The organism is Nostoc sp. 'Peltigera membranacea cyanobiont' 232, from assembly GCF_002245985.1.
GTDB lineage: Bacteria > Cyanobacteriota > Cyanobacteriia > Cyanobacteriales > Nostocaceae > Nostoc.
Window position 1 is genome coordinate 30,650 of sequence record NZ_NOLK01000062.1, and the last position, 17,368, is coordinate 48,017.

Here is a 17,368-nt window from a genome sequence, read left to right on the forward strand (position 1 = left end):
CACGGATAAGAGTGTACCAAACCAGGGATATCGTGACGGCATAGTTTTTATTTATTGGATTCAGCCTGCATTAATTTTTGGAATCTTCTATCTTGACGGATTTGATCAAAATTAGGATCTAGTTTTGCTCTTTCTCGATATTCATAATTAATCAAAATTGCTTCTTTAAGAGTTTTGACTGCCTGTTTTATATTGTTTTTTAAAGCATAACAAGAAGCGAGACTGTAATGAATATCTCGATAATAAAAATTGATTTTAAATACTTTTTTGAAACTTTCAATGGCTTCTCTGTAACGTCCTAACTTAAGTAATATAAATCCTTTATTAGCCCAAACAACATCTTTCCTTAATTTTAGTTTAACTGATTGGGTACAACTAGCCAGTGCTTCTTGATAGCGTCCTAAATAATATAAAGAATAGCTACGATTCGTCCAATATAAAAGGCAATCGTCATCATTAATTTTCTTAAATTTTAACGCTTGATCAAAGTAAGTTAAGGACTCCTGGTAATATTCAGATTCTTCAGAATTACTTTGTTGCTTGCCATGAAAATTAAAGCCCTCATAATAAATGGCTAAAGGAGTATTTAACTCGGGTTCTTCATGACTATATTTTCTTAATAATAAATATCCTAATGCATTCCAACTCTTACTATTTTCAGGATATAGAGATATTGATTTTTTAGTACTTTTAATAGCTTCGTCATAGTATTTTAATTTATAAAGGGCAATAGTTTTATGATCCCAAAGCTCATAATCATCTGATTTTAATTCTAAAGCTTTATCTAAACTAGTAAGTGCATCTTGATAACTATTGAAATGGATAAAGAATATAACTCGAAATTTCCAAATTTCATAATCATCTGATTTTAATTCTAAAGCTTTATCTAAACTAGCAAGTGCATCTTGATAACGCTTTAATTTAGCAAGCACTGGAGCTCGAAGTTGCCAAACTTCATAATTATCTGATTTTAATTCTAAAGCTTTATCTAAACTAGCAAGTGCATCTTGATAACGTTCTAAGTTGGCAAGCGCTGTAGCTCTAAATTGCCAAATTTCATAATCATTTGATTTTAATTCTAAAGCTTTATCTAAACTAGCAAGTGCATCTTGATAACGCTTTAAGTTAATAAAGAATATAACTCTAAGTTTCCAAATTTCATAATCATCTGATTTTAATTCTAAAGCTTTATCTAAACTAGCAAGTGCATCTTGATAACGCTTTAAGTTGGCAAGCACTCTAGCTCTAAATTCCCAAAAGTTATAATCATCTGACTTAAATTCTAAAGCTTTATCTAAACTAGCAAGTGCATCTTGATAACGCTCTAAGTTGGCAAGCACTCTAGCTCTAAATTCCCAGAAAATATAATCATCTGACTTAAATTCTAAATATTTATCAAAATTAATAATAGCATCTTCTAAACGATCCAAGCTGAATAAACCTAATCCTCGAAAAAGATAAATTTCATACTTATTAGGCTCAAGTTCTAAAACTTTATCAAAACAAATAATAGATTCTTCAATACGTTCAGAAACTAATAAAGCAATTCCACGATAATTCCAAACGTGACTTAATTGAGCGTTGATTTCTAATACTAGGTCAAAACAATCAATAGCATCTTTATAACGAGCTACTTTAAATAAAAGTAATCCCTTTTTTAAAAACAAATCTGCTTTTTTGTGTAAATCTTGATAGTCTTCTATAATAGAATCAATTTTTAATATATTTTCCTGACATTGTTCTATAGTAAAATTATTTAGATATTGTTTGATATCTTTATCAATAACACGTAAGATTTCTTCTAAAATATCTTTATCTGTAGAAAATTCAAAAGTGCCTGAACGCCAGTCATAGAAATCTGGAGCGCGACGGATAAAATATTTAACAGCAAATTTAGGTAATAAAAAAAGGAAGCATATATTAAAAGAATCTCGAAATCTTTCTCTTTGCAAATTTAAGTGAGCTAGAATACGAGGAACAGAATCCTCCTTGTAATAATCTCCTTCGCCTCCGAAGCCCGATTTAATATACTTATTTAAAGAATATTCCAGACCTTTAATACATAAAATATTAATTTCATCTCGATTAGGTAAACCATTAACAATATTATAAAGATTATCAACAGGTTCAGTAAATTTTAAAATATCAATATACTTTTTTGGTAAATCCAGCTTTAGTCTGTGTATCAATCTTTCTGCCTGTTCAGTAATACATTCTATAAAAAATAAGCCAAATCCATCTGTCCAAGTGAGTGAACGCAACAATATTTGATATTCTTCTTCCTGTTCTTGATTTATAAAAATATCCTTACTCGATATTAAATAAGGCTTGTTCGTTTGTATTAAAAATCCTTCAAAATCATCAATAGAAGAAAGCTTACTCATTTCTACCCTTCCTCATTTATTCCTTTTTTTCTTTTTCTAACGCTCGTTGAAATTCTTCAATATCGCAAATCAAAGGATGAATATTATACCAAGGTTTTATATTATAAGCTTCTATCAGATGATATTCTAAAATACAACGATGAAATAGTAACTTATGATAATCATAATTATTCGATTTTTCTTTAGATAAATAAACTTTAGCTAAGATTTGCCATTCATTTTCATTGATTGCTTTACGGTAAGTATTTCTCATTTCTGTAATTGCTCGTTGTGCTGTTTTCTCAGAAACTGGCAATGTCAGAGTTCTTTCTAATGCAGTCCTTATTAACAAAACCAGATTTCTAACATGACCTCCACTCATTAAACATAAATTTTTCAGGATTTTTTCATCCTCAAATACTTGACTTAATGTTAACTTATTACTAATAAGCTGAATTCGTCTTTCAATAAGTTCTTTAAGTTTATCAATACCACGTTGATATTCTCTTCCATCTGGAGTATGAGTCATAATCATTGGTAAAGATTGAATTAATCCAAATCGGTCTTCTAAGATTGTTGCTCGATCTGAGTAGACCATTGAAATAGGAACAGTATAAATCATGTGGCATTGCAACCTTTTGAGTTGTTCACTTCGATCAATAAAAATCTGATCATGGTTGCTGCGTTGACTCGCTTGATCAAATACAATTCCAATTCGATCTAAATTATCTGCAATTACAACAATGCCTAAATATTTATCAGCCAACTTAAGCTTTGCTTGGGCAATAAACTTATTCAATTCCTCAATTAAAGAAGGTGTATGTTTTTCTACCTCTTGCTGGATTTTATTACGAGTCCTCGGAGAAGATTTCATTACAGCAGTCACTTTAGCAAATTGAGAAATGCCAAGTTCTATATTGGCTTGATCAAAAGAAATTTCCGTTGAAGCTAATTCTTCTAGAGATTTCCATCGTTCCTTTAACCAATCGACCAATGGATTAGCATTAGCATAATCTTTTAAAGCCTCTATTAAATATCTTGTACAAGCTAACAAAATATCAGTATGTTGAATATCTTCTTCTTCAAAATCATTTCCAGCAGCAAAATAAACAACATAAAAATCTTTTTCTTCTAAATATTCTTTAAGTCTCTTTAATTCTGTTGATTTACCTGCTCCTCTATGCCCTGTATATAATTGATAAATAAGCTGATCTGACAAAACAATCGAATTACCTAGCTGCATCCTAATATCACCATCTCCTCTAACCTCCTGACAGTCTACATAAGCTAAATCCCCTGGTTCTAAAGGATTAAACGGGTTAAACATATTGTAGAGTTGCCTATGGAAGTCTTGAGGCATAACAGTTTTTGCCATAAAAGGAAACAAGTCATAAAATGTAATGATATTATAAATTAAGGTTAAAAAAATTGCCCACTATAAACGGTAATTACTAGGGTAAGTTTTAAAACTATACTGCTATTGCACCGAGATAGACGATTATTGCTACAGTAATTAAGCATTAATATAGTCAAAAAGTTTAGAGTGTCTGAATTGCAGATTTAAGAACTCGTGGCTCGGAGTCGGCGTTAGCGGAGTGGCTCTTGCGGGCTTTTCGGATCTAGTTGTCCCAACCAGTAATCTCCCTGCCCGTAAGAGCCACCGACTCCGAGAGCGAAGCGGTCACGAGTTCGGTCTACGCTCCGCGTGGCTCACAAGCTAAAACCACGGTCAAGCTGTTTCTGCTTTTGTTGCTCCTCCCTGAGATGAGCTTCTAATTCCTGACTCCAATCAGGATTATGGGTTTTGAGCCTTTTACCCTGTGGCAACAATTCTAATACTGCACTAGCTGTTTTATTCCCAAGATCATCATTATTGAATGCTACGACCACCCTATTGAAACTCTTAAGAAATTCCATAGGTAGGTTATTCGGGTCATCAGCTACTATCAACATGGTTCTAGTTGGTGGTAGCCCTTTGCAACTTGAGATCAGGTAGGTGGCTGCTGACATCGCATCAATTGGTGTAGAACACAAAAAGACGTTTTCTACCTTGTCCGTTGGTTGCCCTCCTAATCTCAGATAAAACCAACCATTTGGTGTAGAGGTGTTTTGGTCGTACTCCACAGTGCGATGATTTTGTCTAGGCTTTGACCAAACTAATGCGCCAGTTTTTTCACCATCTAAATTACGCTTGATAAACAAAATATTTCGTTGCTCATCCATGTAAAGCAACTGATTACCATGTAATCCTTGCACAATATAATCTGGTATATAGCGTTTCTCGCTTAAGTACTTGTGCAACACTTGCCAAACAACTTTATCCTCTGGTGGTGGGGTGAACTGAGGCTGTCGCTGTTTGCGTTCAATCTCTTGAAAGAGTTTTTCTAACTGCTCAACTGGGAGTGGTTTAACAGGTTTGAGCAGCAATTCATTAATAGGTTCATCATCACGTTCTGTTTGGTAGTCAACGCCAAGATGTTTTTGCAAACCGGGGAAGGTATAAGCTGCGCCTAACTGTGTACCACTAAAAGCTTGCCCATCTTTCTCATAAGAAATGCCTTTAGACTTCCCATTTCTGGTAAATCCTGTTCTTACACTAATGCCAGCTTGCTGCAACCGCATGATTAGGGTTGGCATTTGGGGAGAATCAACTCTGGCCCGATCAATTGTCTGCTGAACTGACTCTTTGATGGTGCGTTGTGGAGGAGAGTCACGTTGTCCCTGTGAAAATTCTTCTTGTTCTCGTCTAATGCGTCTAATTTGTCCGGTGCTGGGTGTGCGATTCAGTTTCTCTCTGCTGCCCTGTACCTGGACTAAATCATAGTCAATTTCAATTTGTCGTAGGACTTTCTCAGAACGTACATAATCCCAGGAATCATGCACTACTAGCCCTGTATCCATCCTGATCCGGCTGGCGGCAATGTGGATGTGGTCGTCGTCGGTGTTATGGTGGCGGAAGATGACAAACTGATTGGCATCAAAACCCATCTCAAACATGTAGCGGTCGCCGATTTCGTTCCACAAATCATCATCTAATAAGTCCCCCTTAGCTGCTGATAGCGAGACATGGTAAACAACTCGGTCTGCATCAGAATTTAGTTGTCGAGACAGCTTAAATTCCCGCGCCAATTCACGGGCATTTCTCCCGCTCATATTGCCGCCGATTAGTTTAGCATCTTCACGGGATTCTAAATAATCCAAGAGCTTGCGAAAACCTCTGCCCTTAGTCTGCTTCCCAATCATCGTCTTCCTCTTCTTCCCAATCGTCAGATTCAATATCATCCGAGGCAATATCTCGTCTGCACTGATGCAGCAGTTCTAAAAGTTCTCGTAACAGTTCTGGTTTTGCTGGTGGAGTTCGCCCCATTAATATAGCTGTGTTTGTGGCTTTAACAAGCTGATTTAGGTTGTTGCCGATTTGTCCTAATTCCCAATATGTTTGCAAGCTAATTTTACTTAGTCGTTTTGGTAATGGACGCATCAACGCATTACGCCTCATCAGTTCACTCGCTGACATCCCCGCGTCTTGTGATTTAATACGAATCATATCTAGTTCGATGTCACTCAAGCGAACTGGAAAAATATGCTTTCGGATTAGAGCTTTAGACTGCTTGCGGTTCGCCATAAGTCGGGATATCGAGGGACATTGCGAGGGGGGTTTTTCAAGGGGGGTTTCCCCACTTGAACCAGTCTGCCGTTCGAGCGTAGCGAGACAAAGCGTAAGCTTTGAGGCATGGCTGGCTTCTAGCCTAAATACGGGGATAGTCGATGTGTCGAATGCTACGGAGGTACGGAGGCACAGTGAGAGGCTGGGGGCGAGGGTAAGACAGCGTAGCTGAGAGGACGGTTTCGGGTGATTACGGGTGGGATGAAGAACGATAACAGCGTAGCTGTTTCGTCATAATTATATCAGTGTTTGAATCACTGCGGCGGCGTAGCCAGGGTGGTTTGGCTACAGTCAGCAACAGTCAAGAACAGGAGAACATAGCAACAGCGTAGCTGGAGCGGGAGAAATATATCAGCATCTAATAAATGATGTAAGGGCGTAGCCTCATTACGAAAATTATAAGCAGCGTAGCTGAAACCAGCTTTTAAGGAGGAGTTATACTTTTTGAAAAATAGTGGAGAATAAGGGAATTATGATAATCAATTTAATTTCATAGCAATGGTTGAACCAAAAGATTCTGGTCAGATTACTAAAAGCAAGATTGATGAGGCTATCAAAGCACTTAAGGAGCAGAAGCCAAAAGAGCGAGAGGATATATCGGATAGAGAGGCCATCAGGAAAATGAGACGGTACATTGAGAAGCTGACCTCTAATAAGTACGGCTACAGTTATGATGAAGTATCGGAGATGCTGAAGGGTTTGGGGATTAATTTGACTGGTAGCAGAATCAAATATTTAATCGGCGAGTTGAAGAAAAATACTCATCGCCGTCAAAAGACCGACTCAAGTGGCAACAGTAGTACTTTATCAAATCCGGCTACTGAAACTCAGCTAACGGTGGGAAATACTGCGATTGAAAATACTGCGATTGAAACTGAGTCACCAGTGGAAAATACTGCGTCAGTTCAAGCCAGTAGTGAGCCGGAGAAATTAACAGTAAATAGTGCAAAGGGCAAGAGAAAAAATAAACAGCCTTTCTCGCAGGAGCAATCGGCACAATCAAACCTAGAGGGTGAATTAAACAACGCTGCCTTTCAACCAAAACTTTACAATGCTGAAGATTTATAAACTGGTTGAATTATGAGTCAAACTTACCCGATTAATGGAGAAAGAGCAGCACTGAATAAAAGAATAGTGCTATGTACTGGAGAGAAGGGAGGTACAGGTAAAAGTATTGTGGCTAGGTTTCTGTTGGATATGTACTTAGCCAACAAGATTAATGTTGTAGCGTATGACTGCGACTCTAACAATCCACAACTTTGGAGACACTATAACAGAGTTGTAAATGGAGGGGTCAAAACAATCAAATTTAATCAACGTGGGTTCAACGAGATTTTCAAGAATGATTTACAGCAATTAAGTCCTACTGTAGCTTTAATGGATCTGCCGTCTGGAGTAGGAGAATATTTTAAGGATTTTGTTCAAGATGTGGAATCGTCAAGCCTGGGCTATCGCATTACTATGGTATCGGTACTAGGCAGAGTCAAAGACAGCGTAATTCAACTCAAACGATTAATAGAAGCTTGTGGTAATCAGGTTGATTATGTAGTGGTAAGAAATTTGTATTGGGGTGAAGACCAAGAAACGTTCCTCAAGTACAACGAATCCAAAACCAGACAAGCTGTATTGGAGTTAGGAGCAATAGAGGTAGATTTTCTTCCTATAGTAGATAGAGTTATCGATAGAATTGATTCACTTGACGCAGGCTTTACAGAAGCAGTGAACTATGAAGAAATAGAGGTTTCCGTTATGGGCAGGTTAACTGCATGGATTACTAGAAATGAGCCAGAAATGATTAAAGCTGGCTTATTTTTAAGGCTTAAAGGCATAACATCTAGAAACTTTAAAAGTATAAAGAAGTAAGAGTTTGAAAATTTACAGTTTTTTAAAGGTTAGGGCTAAACTAGTGAGGTTGTCCTCACAAAAATTAGCTAAGAATTTTAGTAATTTTAATAATTTTTTGGACTTTGGACAAAAAGAAGTGTTCGCGTAAATTATTCACTAACTAAAAATCTAGGCATCATAAATTGCCCCAGTTTTTTTTCAAACTGAGTCAAACGCCTAAAGCCTAAAAAAATTTCCGCGGCTTTTTGTTTACTAGGTGTTGCTTTAGACTGCTTCTTAAGTTTAATCAAGATAAAAATTCCGAGGCAAAATTCGTTCTTGGTCTGTGCAAAAATAACAGGAATCAGCATCAACTAATCAGAGTGCATATCAAAGATATGAGTCAAAGACAACAAATCATTCCGACAGTGCGCCCTTGCAAAATCGACAGCGCTACAGCAACAGAACCAGTAGATTTAGTGATCGTCATCGATACTAGCCCTTCGATGAAAGATGAAGCTTCCGACCTGAGCAATGCCGCTACCACAGCGATTGCTACCGCCTCTTCTAGCTGTCCTTGCGATTTGAGAGTGATTTGGCTTGGCATTGAAGGTACTTGGAAAGGGACAAATTTTAATCGGACAGTACGGGATCATCTTTTGAAAGAGTGCCAAGTTTCCAAGGGAGACTTACGAGCCAGAAAGCGAGGACAATTACCTGATGCGGGAGCGCAAGAAGATGCGGCTCGAACTATTGAAGATATCTCAACTTATTTTGATTGGCGACCGGGCGCAACCCGATCAATTTTCTATTTGGGTGATGAAGCCCTGGAAGCTGGAGGAAATAAAACCGAAGAGAAAGATATTGTCGCTGCCAATAAAGCGATCGCAAAAGCTCAACAGGCAGGAGTGAAGGTTCATACCTATTTTGGCACGACCAAGAGCAAATTTAAAGATAGTTTGCAGCAAGAATACGCCAGATTAGCTAAGGAAACAAGTGGACAAGCTTTTACCGATCGCGATTCTATTGGTGGCTTTACAGAGGTTCTTCAAAAGGTAATTTGTAATAGCCGTCCAGTTGGGATTCAGTTAGAGATTCAGCAGCCACTACCGTGTTTTGAGTTAAAGAGCGATCGCCAGCCATTGGCGGTGCAGGGTTCAGAAACTATGGCAATCGTAGCGTCTAACTGTTACTCAAATGTCACCTTTAGAAGTTTAACAGCCGTTGTATCGGCATTGCTAAAAGATGGAACTCCCATTCCAAATTTAGCCGATGGAAAGCCAGCCATTACGATTAAACCATCACCAGAAATAGCCTTTGGTGACTTACTTCCCGTTGGTTCTCATAACTCGGAATCTACTGGAGAAATATTGCGAGAAATAGTAATAGAAACCAATAGTCCTAATAGTGCAGACTATACGCTGAAAATTGAATACTCTTATCGGGCAGAGTTTGATTTTAAAGGTGGCGATGACTTTGCGTTAGGAATCTAATACGCTATCACCTATCAGAACACAAGGCGCACTTATTCATTTTAATCGTCTCACAAGATGATTACTTGGATGCCTCACAATAAACCAGAATAGCTATTGTAATAACAGTTTTTGTTATTGCTTGCCTTTAACAGTACAGCCAAAGGTTAAGGCAGGACGTTTCCAAAATGTTCAGCTATGTTACAGGAGAAATACAATCAACCATAGTGCGAGTGCTTGCGCTGTGACTTGTCAGTTGCCTTGTCTTAATTTGGTTAAGCTTTCGTACTGCTAGAAGCATTACAATTCTCAAAGCTTTAGTTTAATTAGACTGATGACGTTCACCTATTCTCTATACCCAGATAATTGGTCAGAAATTGCCACGGAAGTTAAGCAACAAGCCCAGTGGCGTTGTCAAAAGTGCGGGTTACACTGCATACCGTAAGAGTGAAAAAACATCAGAGATTACACGCTCAAAACGCAGAGTGTATACGCTACAGGTTCATCATTGGGACAGAAATCCAGCAAATAACCACAGAGGCAACCTTATAGCTCTTTGCAGTGCAAGTCACCTTTTATACCATAGAGGTGGGAAATCAAATGTTTCACCGGGGCAGCTATCTTTGTGGTAAATAAGTATGGATGATGATACTCAAGAACTAATCGCAATTCAGCAAGAACTTTCAGGAATCAACGATCGCCTGAGAAAGATTTTTCCGTCAACTCATCCCCAATTTGACAGCGTGTTTGAAGACGTGGGTGCAGCTTCTTATTACATCCGCGAAGCAGGTTATCGTCTAGAATCAGTTCTTATGACTGTTCAAGGTGATAGCGCAGGTTCTGCGAGTGATGCAGAGAGTGGAGAAACTGAAATTGAGTAAATTTCGGTGGGCAGACAACTCAGTACAATCATCAGCAAGTCAGCCCTAACTTGGGGCGTGCAGAAATTCAAAACTCGCCGCATCGCCCTAGTATCAAAAACTTGGGCAACTTCTGCCACCCCTTCAAGCACAGTTGGGAGTGATGATTCTGATTCAGCAATCAACATCGGGAAGTATGTACGGGCTAACCACGTTTCATCGTCGTCTAAGTCAGCCAAATTTTTATTACTACCGCTATTAAGACTATCTAATAGCAAGAGTAATAATTTTTTAAAGTGCTGCCAGCCCCCCCAACGCTGGGTAAATCGGCTCACCCAGGCTTGGGAGATTTCGGCAATGTTGGCGATCGCCGGTTGGGTAATTTTCTGCTTTGACTGCCAAAGCTGCGTTAATGCGTTGACAATGGCGTGTCCTGTCTGCTCACTGGCTTTACCCGCTTCGGGGCAGAGTTGGAAAGCATCAACGCTTTCTAATTTCACTCTTGGTAATTCATTTAAAAGGAAATTGAGGTCATAGTCAGCGCAGAAGTAGAATGTTAGCTCCACATTGGAGCGACGATGAGCGCGTAATCGCCCAATCTCTTGTATAATTTCTGCATTGATCAGTTCAGTGAGATACTTTTGGAAAGTGCTGTTTTTATCTTCCAGGTTGACTGGTTCACCAGTCATCACCTGATATTGTGCGGCTAAAACACCGATGTTTTGGTAGGGAATGCCAAAACTTGCGATCGCATCACACTCACTAAACCGATTAACACCACGCCCATCGACAAAGTGACCGTATTCTGTACGGACCTCGGCTTGGGTTGCAATTTGTTTCCAATCGATAATGCCAAGGTTGGGGCAGAGTTTTTTCAAGGTTTCTTTGAGGGCATTAACACGAGCGCTAAGTGGGAGGGAGCGATTTTTAGGCAGTTTACCCAGCCCAGTAACGTTGACGACTTTTAAATTGTCGTAGTCTGGGCGTTGTTGCTCAATGACTAACACAGGATCATCGATGCCCAGTTTCAATTTCAACTTGTGAGATTTGAAAGTGGCATCAAGGTAAATATTAAATTGGGCAGATTTGGCCAATTCAGTATGCTTTGGGTTTGGGCGGTAAATGCTGAGTACACCCCATTGAGATTGGAAACTACCGTCACCTTTCCAAGCTTCCAGAAAGTCAGGCAACCAGTAATTAGGCAAGTCAAGAAACTCCCTGCCTGCCGTTCGTGCGCTGTCTTTAACTACCTTTTTGGCAGCATAACGAGCCGCAGAGCTTTTTTTGAGTTGTTTATCTTGGGTAATATCAATTGAGTCCAAGTCTTCTAAGAAAGTTAAATCAGGTTCTGAGGCTTGCTGAATCGCTTCGATATCTAAGCCTGTGGGGAAAGCCGGCAGCAGCGCACGGATGCTGGCATCATCAAACCCGTAGCGGTCAGTGGGTTTAAGTTGCTGAGTTAACAGTTGGTGTAAAACTAAGAGTGCAGGTTGCAGCTGTGATAGAAGATTTGGTTCTAACAGTAGCAGTTTGCCCACAGTGGTTTCAAAATCGCCAAGGTTCACATCAACCGAGCGCACGGGCTTGATGAGTGTACCAGCTTCTTCCCATAACCGCCCAACGGTGAAAGTTTGGTCAGCAGCATTAGTTAAGGTAACTGGTGTAGAGTCTGGGTGCGCTCTGAGTTCAGAATAATTTTGAATTGCTGTACGTTTTTGAAAGCGGAAGCCAAAACCATCACCACTGGCAAAACGGCACTGATTTTTAAGGGAACAACCGCCACAGATGGGGCTGATGCCGCTCTCTTCAAAATCAAGGCTGCTAAAATTCTTGTTGCGGAAGGCGTTAAATAAGTAAGTTCTGTGACAATTGCCATCAGTGTCGGCAGTTTCACCCGCTTTAGTCCACAGTTTAAAATCCTCACCTGTAGGAGTTTTGCGGGTGGGATCTAGTTTAAAGCCGTTGTGACGTACTGGCAGATCAACGAAATTCGTCTCAATGGGCAGTGTGGACGGGTTTCTATGGTTGGCATCCTGGTAAATTAGTTTATCAACGCCGAATAGCCCCGCCGTTAATTGCCCCGCGTTGTAAGACTTGCCCAGTCCAGGGTGGGAATTATCTAAAATTTGTGTCCAGCCTTTAGAAACAGCTTCTACCCACGCAGCAATATGTTCTTCTGGCTGGCAGGAGATAGAGATATTGCCTGTAACTTCGCTCCTGTGCGGAATACTGCCGCGCTTGTAAATAATTACATTGGCCGAAGGCGTGTCAATTTCGGGTAAGGGCTTTGGTGTTGGTGGGGCTTTAAATCCTTTAAATATTGAAGAAAATGGAGCGATCGCTTGCTTTAATAAATTTTGGAAGCTGCTTAAGTCCTCTCTGACTCGCCCAAGCTCCCACTGTTCACGGCTAATTACTCCTTTGTTGCCGACGTTGGGTTCATACTGCCGTTGCGGAAAGCGAAAACCATACTGTTTGGCAATGTGAAACAGTGTACCGATTGAGATTCCCCCACGTCTAAAACTGCGAATCTTAGCGTGGATGTTCCAAGTTGAGCCTTTGATACTGGGCGACCACTGTTCTGCTATGATTTCCGCTTCTGATGCCCCATAATGATTAACCAGTGCCATTAGCACTTGACGGCATTCGTCGTAGTTACCGCTTCCTGGGGTACGTGGTGGGATGAATGAAAGCGCGTTCTGGATTAGCTGGTCAATGTCCCAGCCTTCAGTGAGGGAAATCTCACGCCACTCTTTACGCCGTGACTCAATTTCTTGAATTCTTAGCTGATACTCCTCCCGTTCATGCAGCGCGATCGCAATCGCTTCCTGAATCCATTCAGCTGGTAAAGTGGCTTCAGGGTTGACCAGGGGAAATTCTGCCTCTGTGCTGCCGTAAAATACACGGGAAGCGTCTTTACAAGCTGGATCATGCGGTAACTGCTGCATCAGCTTACGGGTACAAGCTTCTACAGTATCAGCACCTTCAACATATTGCGGTAAAGGGAAAATCAACCGGAATTTATGCCAGTCTGGTTTATGACTGGCAGTGGTGTACATTAAAGCGCAGTGCTTTTGAATGAAGGAATGGGCTAGGGCTTCTGAGATGGTTAGTTGCGGATCGTAAACTTTGATAGAATTTCCGTTTTCGTCCTTGATTGGTTTGCCGTCAGTATCACGGGCGACATCGGAATTATCAATGTCGAGGAGCAACCATTGAGAACCGATGACATTAGCCTTACTGCGCCATTTCCCACCCAATAAGCCAGCACAGATAGCGTGACCTGCTTTAATGTGTTGCTGCACATCTTCTAGAGTGCCTTCTGTATCTTGAAAGTTGGCGGCAAGTTTCTTAAAGTCCCAGTCTTTATTTCTGCCAGTGGCGTTAAACGCAAACTTGATTTTATTACTAGGTATGACTGGGGGTAAAAATGCGCTATCGTAAATAGATTTTTTCCCTGATAGCGCCGTTCTTCTGCTCTCAACTACGGGGTTTGTCATTTATTAGTCACTCCTTCTAGGAAACCGCCGCTTATCAGCCATTACCCCCTCTGTTGGTACACGCCAGGGTGCTTATTGTGGGATTTTGGTTTGAGGGCAGCTTAAGGTTTTCAGTAGCCAAAAAAGTTTTTGACATTTTTGGACACCAGAAAATAATGCCAGATTGGTTAAGACCCCTAAGCCAAACTGATCTAATTAATCTAATTAATTAGGGCTGTTCTAAAAAGCTGAAACCCTTAGTCAGTAAGGGTTTTAAAAATAGATTATCCGGGGATTCTAGAGTTTTCATCCAGGGATTCTAGAGTTTTCATCCGGGGATTCTAGAGTCTTTGTTCTAAAGCTTAAAACTATATGGAGTAAGGCTTTTAAGCCTATTTTGCATGGTGATTTTTTTTAGAACAAAGCAAGAACATAAAAATAGCCAACCACAGGTAATGAGTGGCTGGCTGCGAGGAAGCGTTAAGCATTAATACTCAAAATTAGATGTCAAGAAGTTTTCGGATCTTGTTAGCGTGAGCTAGGCTGATGGTGCGTTCGCCTTTTTCGATCAGGGAGATGAGTTTTTGGGACACCCCAAGAAAACCAGCCAGCTGAGTCTGTGTCCAACCTTTGGCAATACGTGCTTCTTTAACTTGGCTGCCAGTCAAGCTGATGTGTTGTAGCTGTTTTGGCTTGGCTTTGGGCTGTAACTGTTCTATCTTAGGTTGAACTTTGGATTGTAATTGTTCTATTTTAGGTTTAGCCTTGGATGCTATCAATTCTGGGATAGGAGCTGGGGGTTTGATGGTGAGTTTGGCATCCAGCAACTTGTTCAGGTAGCCTTTAGGCTTCTTGTCCTTGCAGTCTGGTTTTAGCCATTCAGGGTACGTTTCCGGGTCAAACACAATCTGCCATCTCAGCTTGAGCAGTAGCTTTATGGCACTATCCCAGTGCTGCTTTAGGTCATACGCTCGGCGAAAGTCTAACTGGGCTTTATCTATAATCGGTTTAGCGAATGCAATTTCTAATAGCCCCTGTACTTTGTAGTTTCCATCAAGGCGAATCCGACTATCCAATGTTAGATATATAGCCAGTCTTAGCGCGAGTTCCTCATGGTAGGGGTCAATTTTCAAAACTTGTTGGGCTAAGTAGCCAAACTGATATAAAGCGTCCCTTGATTTGGCTCCTGCTCTATTCAAAAAAAGTTTAGTCCAAGCACCTGGTTGAATAATTAACTGAACTTCTAATGGTTCTTCTATTTTCCCCTGTAAATTTATCTGACCATAAGGCACAACTGTAATGTTCCACATTCGACCTACAGGGGTACTAGCATTTATTCCACCTTTTTTGTTCCTACCTTCTATCCATACTGTTTTAACTAACAAACAATCTAATGCAAACGCAGTTTTGGCTATTTCTGAGAGTTTTTTATGTTTGGGTAAATCTGTTCGCTGATCCCAACCCATATCTTTTATCAAGTCGCTGGCATTGAGAATAAATAAGCTTTCCCACGGTCTTTCCTGTTTCATTGCATAGGCAGCAAAGATTAAGTGCAGTTTGGCGCTGTTAAACCCAAATTTATCAATGATTTGCAGTGCTTCATCCCAAGGGAGCATGGAAATATCACCGGGGTTGGCAATATAATGCTCAATGAAGTTTTGAGAATCGCCCTTAGCTCTATGTTGTAAGTAGGCTATCCCATCTTCATTTTGCTTCCACAATTCTTTTTTGATTTGAGAGTCAATACTGGAAAACATAAGTGCTGCTGTTGGAATAGCTTCAAAGTCTTGGGACTTAAATAATTTTGATTGTCTAACTGTGATTGAAGTACTGGGGATGGAATTAGCTGGAGTTTCAAAATAACTTTCGTTTTCCTGAATACTATTTTTACATTTCTCACTTTGATATTTTGTAACCGGAGGATATAATTCATCTTCGGCATTTTCAAAAGAATTGTTTTCTATTTGTCTCAGATTGATGGAAGTTGTTACAGGAACTTCTTTGAGAGACTGTAACAAATGACTGCGTAAAGCTTTTAGAAATTGTTCCTGGTTAGGAAATAGAGTTGAATCAATTTCTATGATTAATTTACTGAGGTCAATGTTTTCCTGACCTTCTTGATTAATCAAGTTGAGATTTACTATTAATGGAAGTTGCGGATTTAAATCATTTGCTGCCATAAGAAAACTCTCATCGAATGGAATTTATCTTCTAGGACTGTATGGGCAACAGCAGGCGGATTTTTTGATTGGTGCATCAGTTAGTTGCCATCTAACGCCAGCAAGGAAAAGTTTTCTCTGCTAATTATATGTGTCAGCTATTTCAAGCCGTTGTTTGAGCCAGATTTGCTGCCTCCGCTTGAAAGCTTGGTTTGATAGGTTTTGTAAATACAAGGTTGTTCAGCGTTGACTGAATGCCTAAGAGTCATTATTTTGCAGTCCCCTATTTCCCTTCTAAAAGAAATAGGGGGACAGTTGGGCTGAGGCGATCGCTTTAGTAATAGCAGGGATGGCACTAAAAGTGGGTTGATGTCAGTGTTCATTTATCCTCCTTGCCTTCCTGGTCTTTCCACTCGAAATACTCGCGCAATAGGTTCTCCAGCCCCTGACTGTTATCGACACCATTTTCTACACAATAAATTTTGAATTTTTTGAGTAGGTCTTGTGGTACCAACCCTCTTACCAAGCCGTAGTTAGGATCTTTTTTCTTATCTGTCACAGTAGCAATGTGCTGATGTAGCAACTCCTGCTCCATTATTCCATGCCTCCTCTTTGAATCTCTTTTGTATCGATGTTGCGACATCGCACTATTGTGATATAGTAACTTATAGGACGCAGAAAGTCTGCAAATTTTTTAGAAGACCAAAAACAACCCAATTGCGTCAAATCTTGTTTTTTGGCATGGGCATCTGATTGCAACCATGCTCACACTTATGTCTGCAAGTGATTTCAGTCATTCTTAAGGACTCCAAAATATGGTTCAAGCGCGAGTTGTGATTAGGGGCGCGGCGTTGGAAATGGGCGAACATCTTTTGAAAACTACCAAATTAGCAAGTTTAACAGAGCTAATTAACGTGATGTTTTCCAGGTACGGCAGGCATTTAGAAGCTACTTGGGAAGTTTTGCCAGCCTTTGATATAGATGAACGCGATTCTTTGGCAAAATCAGTGCCCACAGTAGTTACGCAAATATCTGCACCAGCAGCGGATTTCACTTTTGGTAAACAACCCACCACTGATAAAAGCAATCAACGAACTACCCCTTCAGAGAACAATGCTTAATCAAAATCAATTACGAAGGTTAGAAGCAATAGATCGCTGGCTCAGAGAAATCCGAGATTCAGAGGAATTCAGACAACTGGAATACTCCCCAGATGTGATGCTAGGCGACGCAATCCAAGCAGTAGGCGAACTACTTGATGAACACGATTATTGTGATTCCAAGCCCTTGAATTTTGCTGATGACCAGTGGCATTCATATCTAGAACAGAAGCCAGTAATGCACATTCGCCGTGTAATTCCTTGGCGTAAAAAAATTAGCTCATTCATTCTTGATGCTGCGTCAGAAGTAGCAATTCTGAGCTTACTAACTACTAGTTTTATGGTTGTTGGTACTATCTTTTGTCACGGCGTTGACCGCATTGAACAAAGCAGAGGTGAGGAATATCAGCCGACATGGATTTACAACGCCAAAATTTTTGAAGG

At 40.1% G+C, this 17,368-nt stretch carries 13 protein-coding genes; 6 read left to right on the forward strand and 7 right to left on the reverse strand.

Annotated features, from left to right (window positions below; genetic code table 11):
- Positions 1–47 precede the first annotated feature (47 nt).
- From CDG79_RS20485 to CDG79_RS20500, 4 genes are all read right to left on the reverse strand, one after another.
- Positions 48–2,384: a tetratricopeptide repeat protein gene (locus CDG79_RS20485; protein WP_094343763.1), complete on the reverse strand. Its 2,337-nt coding sequence runs from the start codon at positions 2,382–2,384 to the stop codon at positions 48–50.
- 16 nt (positions 2,385–2,400) lie between these two features.
- Positions 2,401–3,723: a P-loop NTPase fold protein gene (locus CDG79_RS20490; RefSeq protein WP_094343764.1), complete on the reverse strand. Its 1,323-nt coding sequence runs from the start codon at positions 3,721–3,723 to the stop codon at positions 2,401–2,403.
- Between the two features lie 350 nt (positions 3,724–4,073).
- A complete protein-coding gene (locus tag CDG79_RS20495; RefSeq protein WP_094343765.1) occupies positions 4,074–5,606 on the reverse strand; it encodes a relaxase/mobilization nuclease domain-containing protein in 1,533 nt (510 codons plus the stop codon).
- Complete coding sequence (locus tag CDG79_RS20500; RefSeq protein ID WP_094343766.1) at positions 5,587–5,988, reverse strand: plasmid mobilization protein; 402 nt, start codon at positions 5,986–5,988, stop codon at positions 5,587–5,589. The genes CDG79_RS20495 and CDG79_RS20500 overlap by 20 nt, the downstream gene beginning before the upstream one ends.
- A gap of 540 nt (positions 5,989–6,528) precedes the next feature.
- On the opposite strand from CDG79_RS20500, the gene CDG79_RS20505 reads away from it, so the two are divergent.
- From CDG79_RS20505 to CDG79_RS20530, 4 genes are all read left to right on the forward strand, one after another.
- A complete protein-coding gene (locus CDG79_RS20505; RefSeq protein ID WP_094343767.1) occupies positions 6,529–7,098 on the forward strand; it encodes a hypothetical protein in 570 nt (189 codons plus the stop codon).
- Between the two features lie 12 nt (positions 7,099–7,110).
- Complete coding sequence (locus tag CDG79_RS20510) at positions 7,111–7,893, forward strand: hypothetical protein (protein WP_094343768.1); 783 nt, start codon at positions 7,111–7,113, stop codon at positions 7,891–7,893.
- A gap of 359 nt (positions 7,894–8,252) precedes the next feature.
- Complete coding sequence (locus CDG79_RS20520) at positions 8,253–9,347, forward strand: hypothetical protein (protein WP_094343770.1); 1,095 nt, start codon at positions 8,253–8,255, stop codon at positions 9,345–9,347.
- A 617-nt stretch (positions 9,348–9,964) separates the two neighbouring features.
- Complete coding sequence (locus tag CDG79_RS20530; protein WP_094343771.1) at positions 9,965–10,207, forward strand: hypothetical protein; 243 nt, start codon at positions 9,965–9,967, stop codon at positions 10,205–10,207.
- On the opposite strand, the gene CDG79_RS20535 is transcribed toward CDG79_RS20530, so the two are convergent.
- From CDG79_RS20535 to CDG79_RS20545, 3 genes are all read right to left on the reverse strand, one after another.
- Complete coding sequence (locus tag CDG79_RS20535) at positions 10,147–13,686, reverse strand: PriCT-2 domain-containing protein (RefSeq protein ID WP_094343772.1); 3,540 nt, start codon at positions 13,684–13,686, stop codon at positions 10,147–10,149. The genes CDG79_RS20530 and CDG79_RS20535 overlap by 61 nt on opposite strands.
- A gap of 479 nt (positions 13,687–14,165) precedes the next feature.
- Positions 14,166–15,845 (reverse strand): helix-turn-helix domain-containing protein, encoded by a 1,680-nt coding sequence (locus CDG79_RS20540; protein ID WP_094343773.1) that lies wholly within the window; start codon positions 15,843–15,845, stop codon positions 14,166–14,168.
- A 358-nt stretch (positions 15,846–16,203) separates the two neighbouring features.
- Complete coding sequence (locus CDG79_RS20545) at positions 16,204–16,419, reverse strand: hypothetical protein (RefSeq protein ID WP_094343774.1); 216 nt, start codon at positions 16,417–16,419, stop codon at positions 16,204–16,206.
- A gap of 220 nt (positions 16,420–16,639) precedes the next feature.
- Between CDG79_RS20545 and CDG79_RS20550 the strand changes: the two genes are divergently transcribed.
- Both CDG79_RS20550 and CDG79_RS20555 read left to right on the forward strand, forming a co-directional pair.
- Positions 16,640–16,945, forward strand: coding sequence for a hypothetical protein (locus CDG79_RS20550; RefSeq protein ID WP_094343775.1), 306 nt, complete (start codon positions 16,640–16,642; stop codon positions 16,943–16,945).
- Positions 16,938–17,368, forward strand: a 431-nt coding sequence (locus tag CDG79_RS20555; RefSeq protein ID WP_094343776.1) for a hypothetical protein, incomplete at its 3' end; no start/stop codon positions are given. The genes CDG79_RS20550 and CDG79_RS20555, both read left to right, overlap by 8 nt.

Bases quoted from the DNA above. Each gene is read 5' to 3' on its own strand.
- CDG79_RS20505 (WP_094343767.1), top strand. From the start codon at position 6,529: ATGGTTGAACCAAAAGATTCTGGTCAGATTACTAAAAGCAAGATTGAT.
- CDG79_RS20495 (WP_094343765.1), bottom strand. From the start codon at position 5,606: ATGATTGGGAAGCAGACTAAGGGCAGAGGTTTTCGCAAGCTCTTGGAT.
- CDG79_RS20540 (WP_094343773.1), bottom strand. From the start codon at position 15,845: ATGGCAGCAAATGATTTAAATCCGCAACTTCCATTAATAGTAAATCTC.
- CDG79_RS20485 (WP_094343763.1), bottom strand. From the start codon at position 2,384: ATGAGTAAGCTTTCTTCTATTGATGATTTTGAAGGATTTTTAATACAA.
- CDG79_RS20535 (WP_094343772.1), bottom strand. From the start codon at position 13,686: ATGACAAACCCCGTAGTTGAGAGCAGAAGAACGGCGCTATCAGGGAAA.
- CDG79_RS20510 (WP_094343768.1), top strand. From the start codon at position 7,111: ATGAGTCAAACTTACCCGATTAATGGAGAAAGAGCAGCACTGAATAAA.
- CDG79_RS20530 (WP_094343771.1), top strand. From the start codon at position 9,965: ATGGATGATGATACTCAAGAACTAATCGCAATTCAGCAAGAACTTTCA.
- CDG79_RS20490 (WP_094343764.1), bottom strand. From the start codon at position 3,723: ATGCCTCAAGACTTCCATAGGCAACTCTACAATATGTTTAACCCGTTT.
- CDG79_RS20545 (WP_094343774.1), bottom strand. From the start codon at position 16,419: ATGGAGCAGGAGTTGCTACATCAGCACATTGCTACTGTGACAGATAAG.
- CDG79_RS20520 (WP_094343770.1), top strand. From the start codon at position 8,253: ATGAGTCAAAGACAACAAATCATTCCGACAGTGCGCCCTTGCAAAATC.
- CDG79_RS20550 (WP_094343775.1), top strand. From the start codon at position 16,640: ATGGTTCAAGCGCGAGTTGTGATTAGGGGCGCGGCGTTGGAAATGGGC.
- CDG79_RS20500 (WP_094343766.1), bottom strand. From the start codon at position 5,988: ATGGCGAACCGCAAGCAGTCTAAAGCTCTAATCCGAAAGCATATTTTT.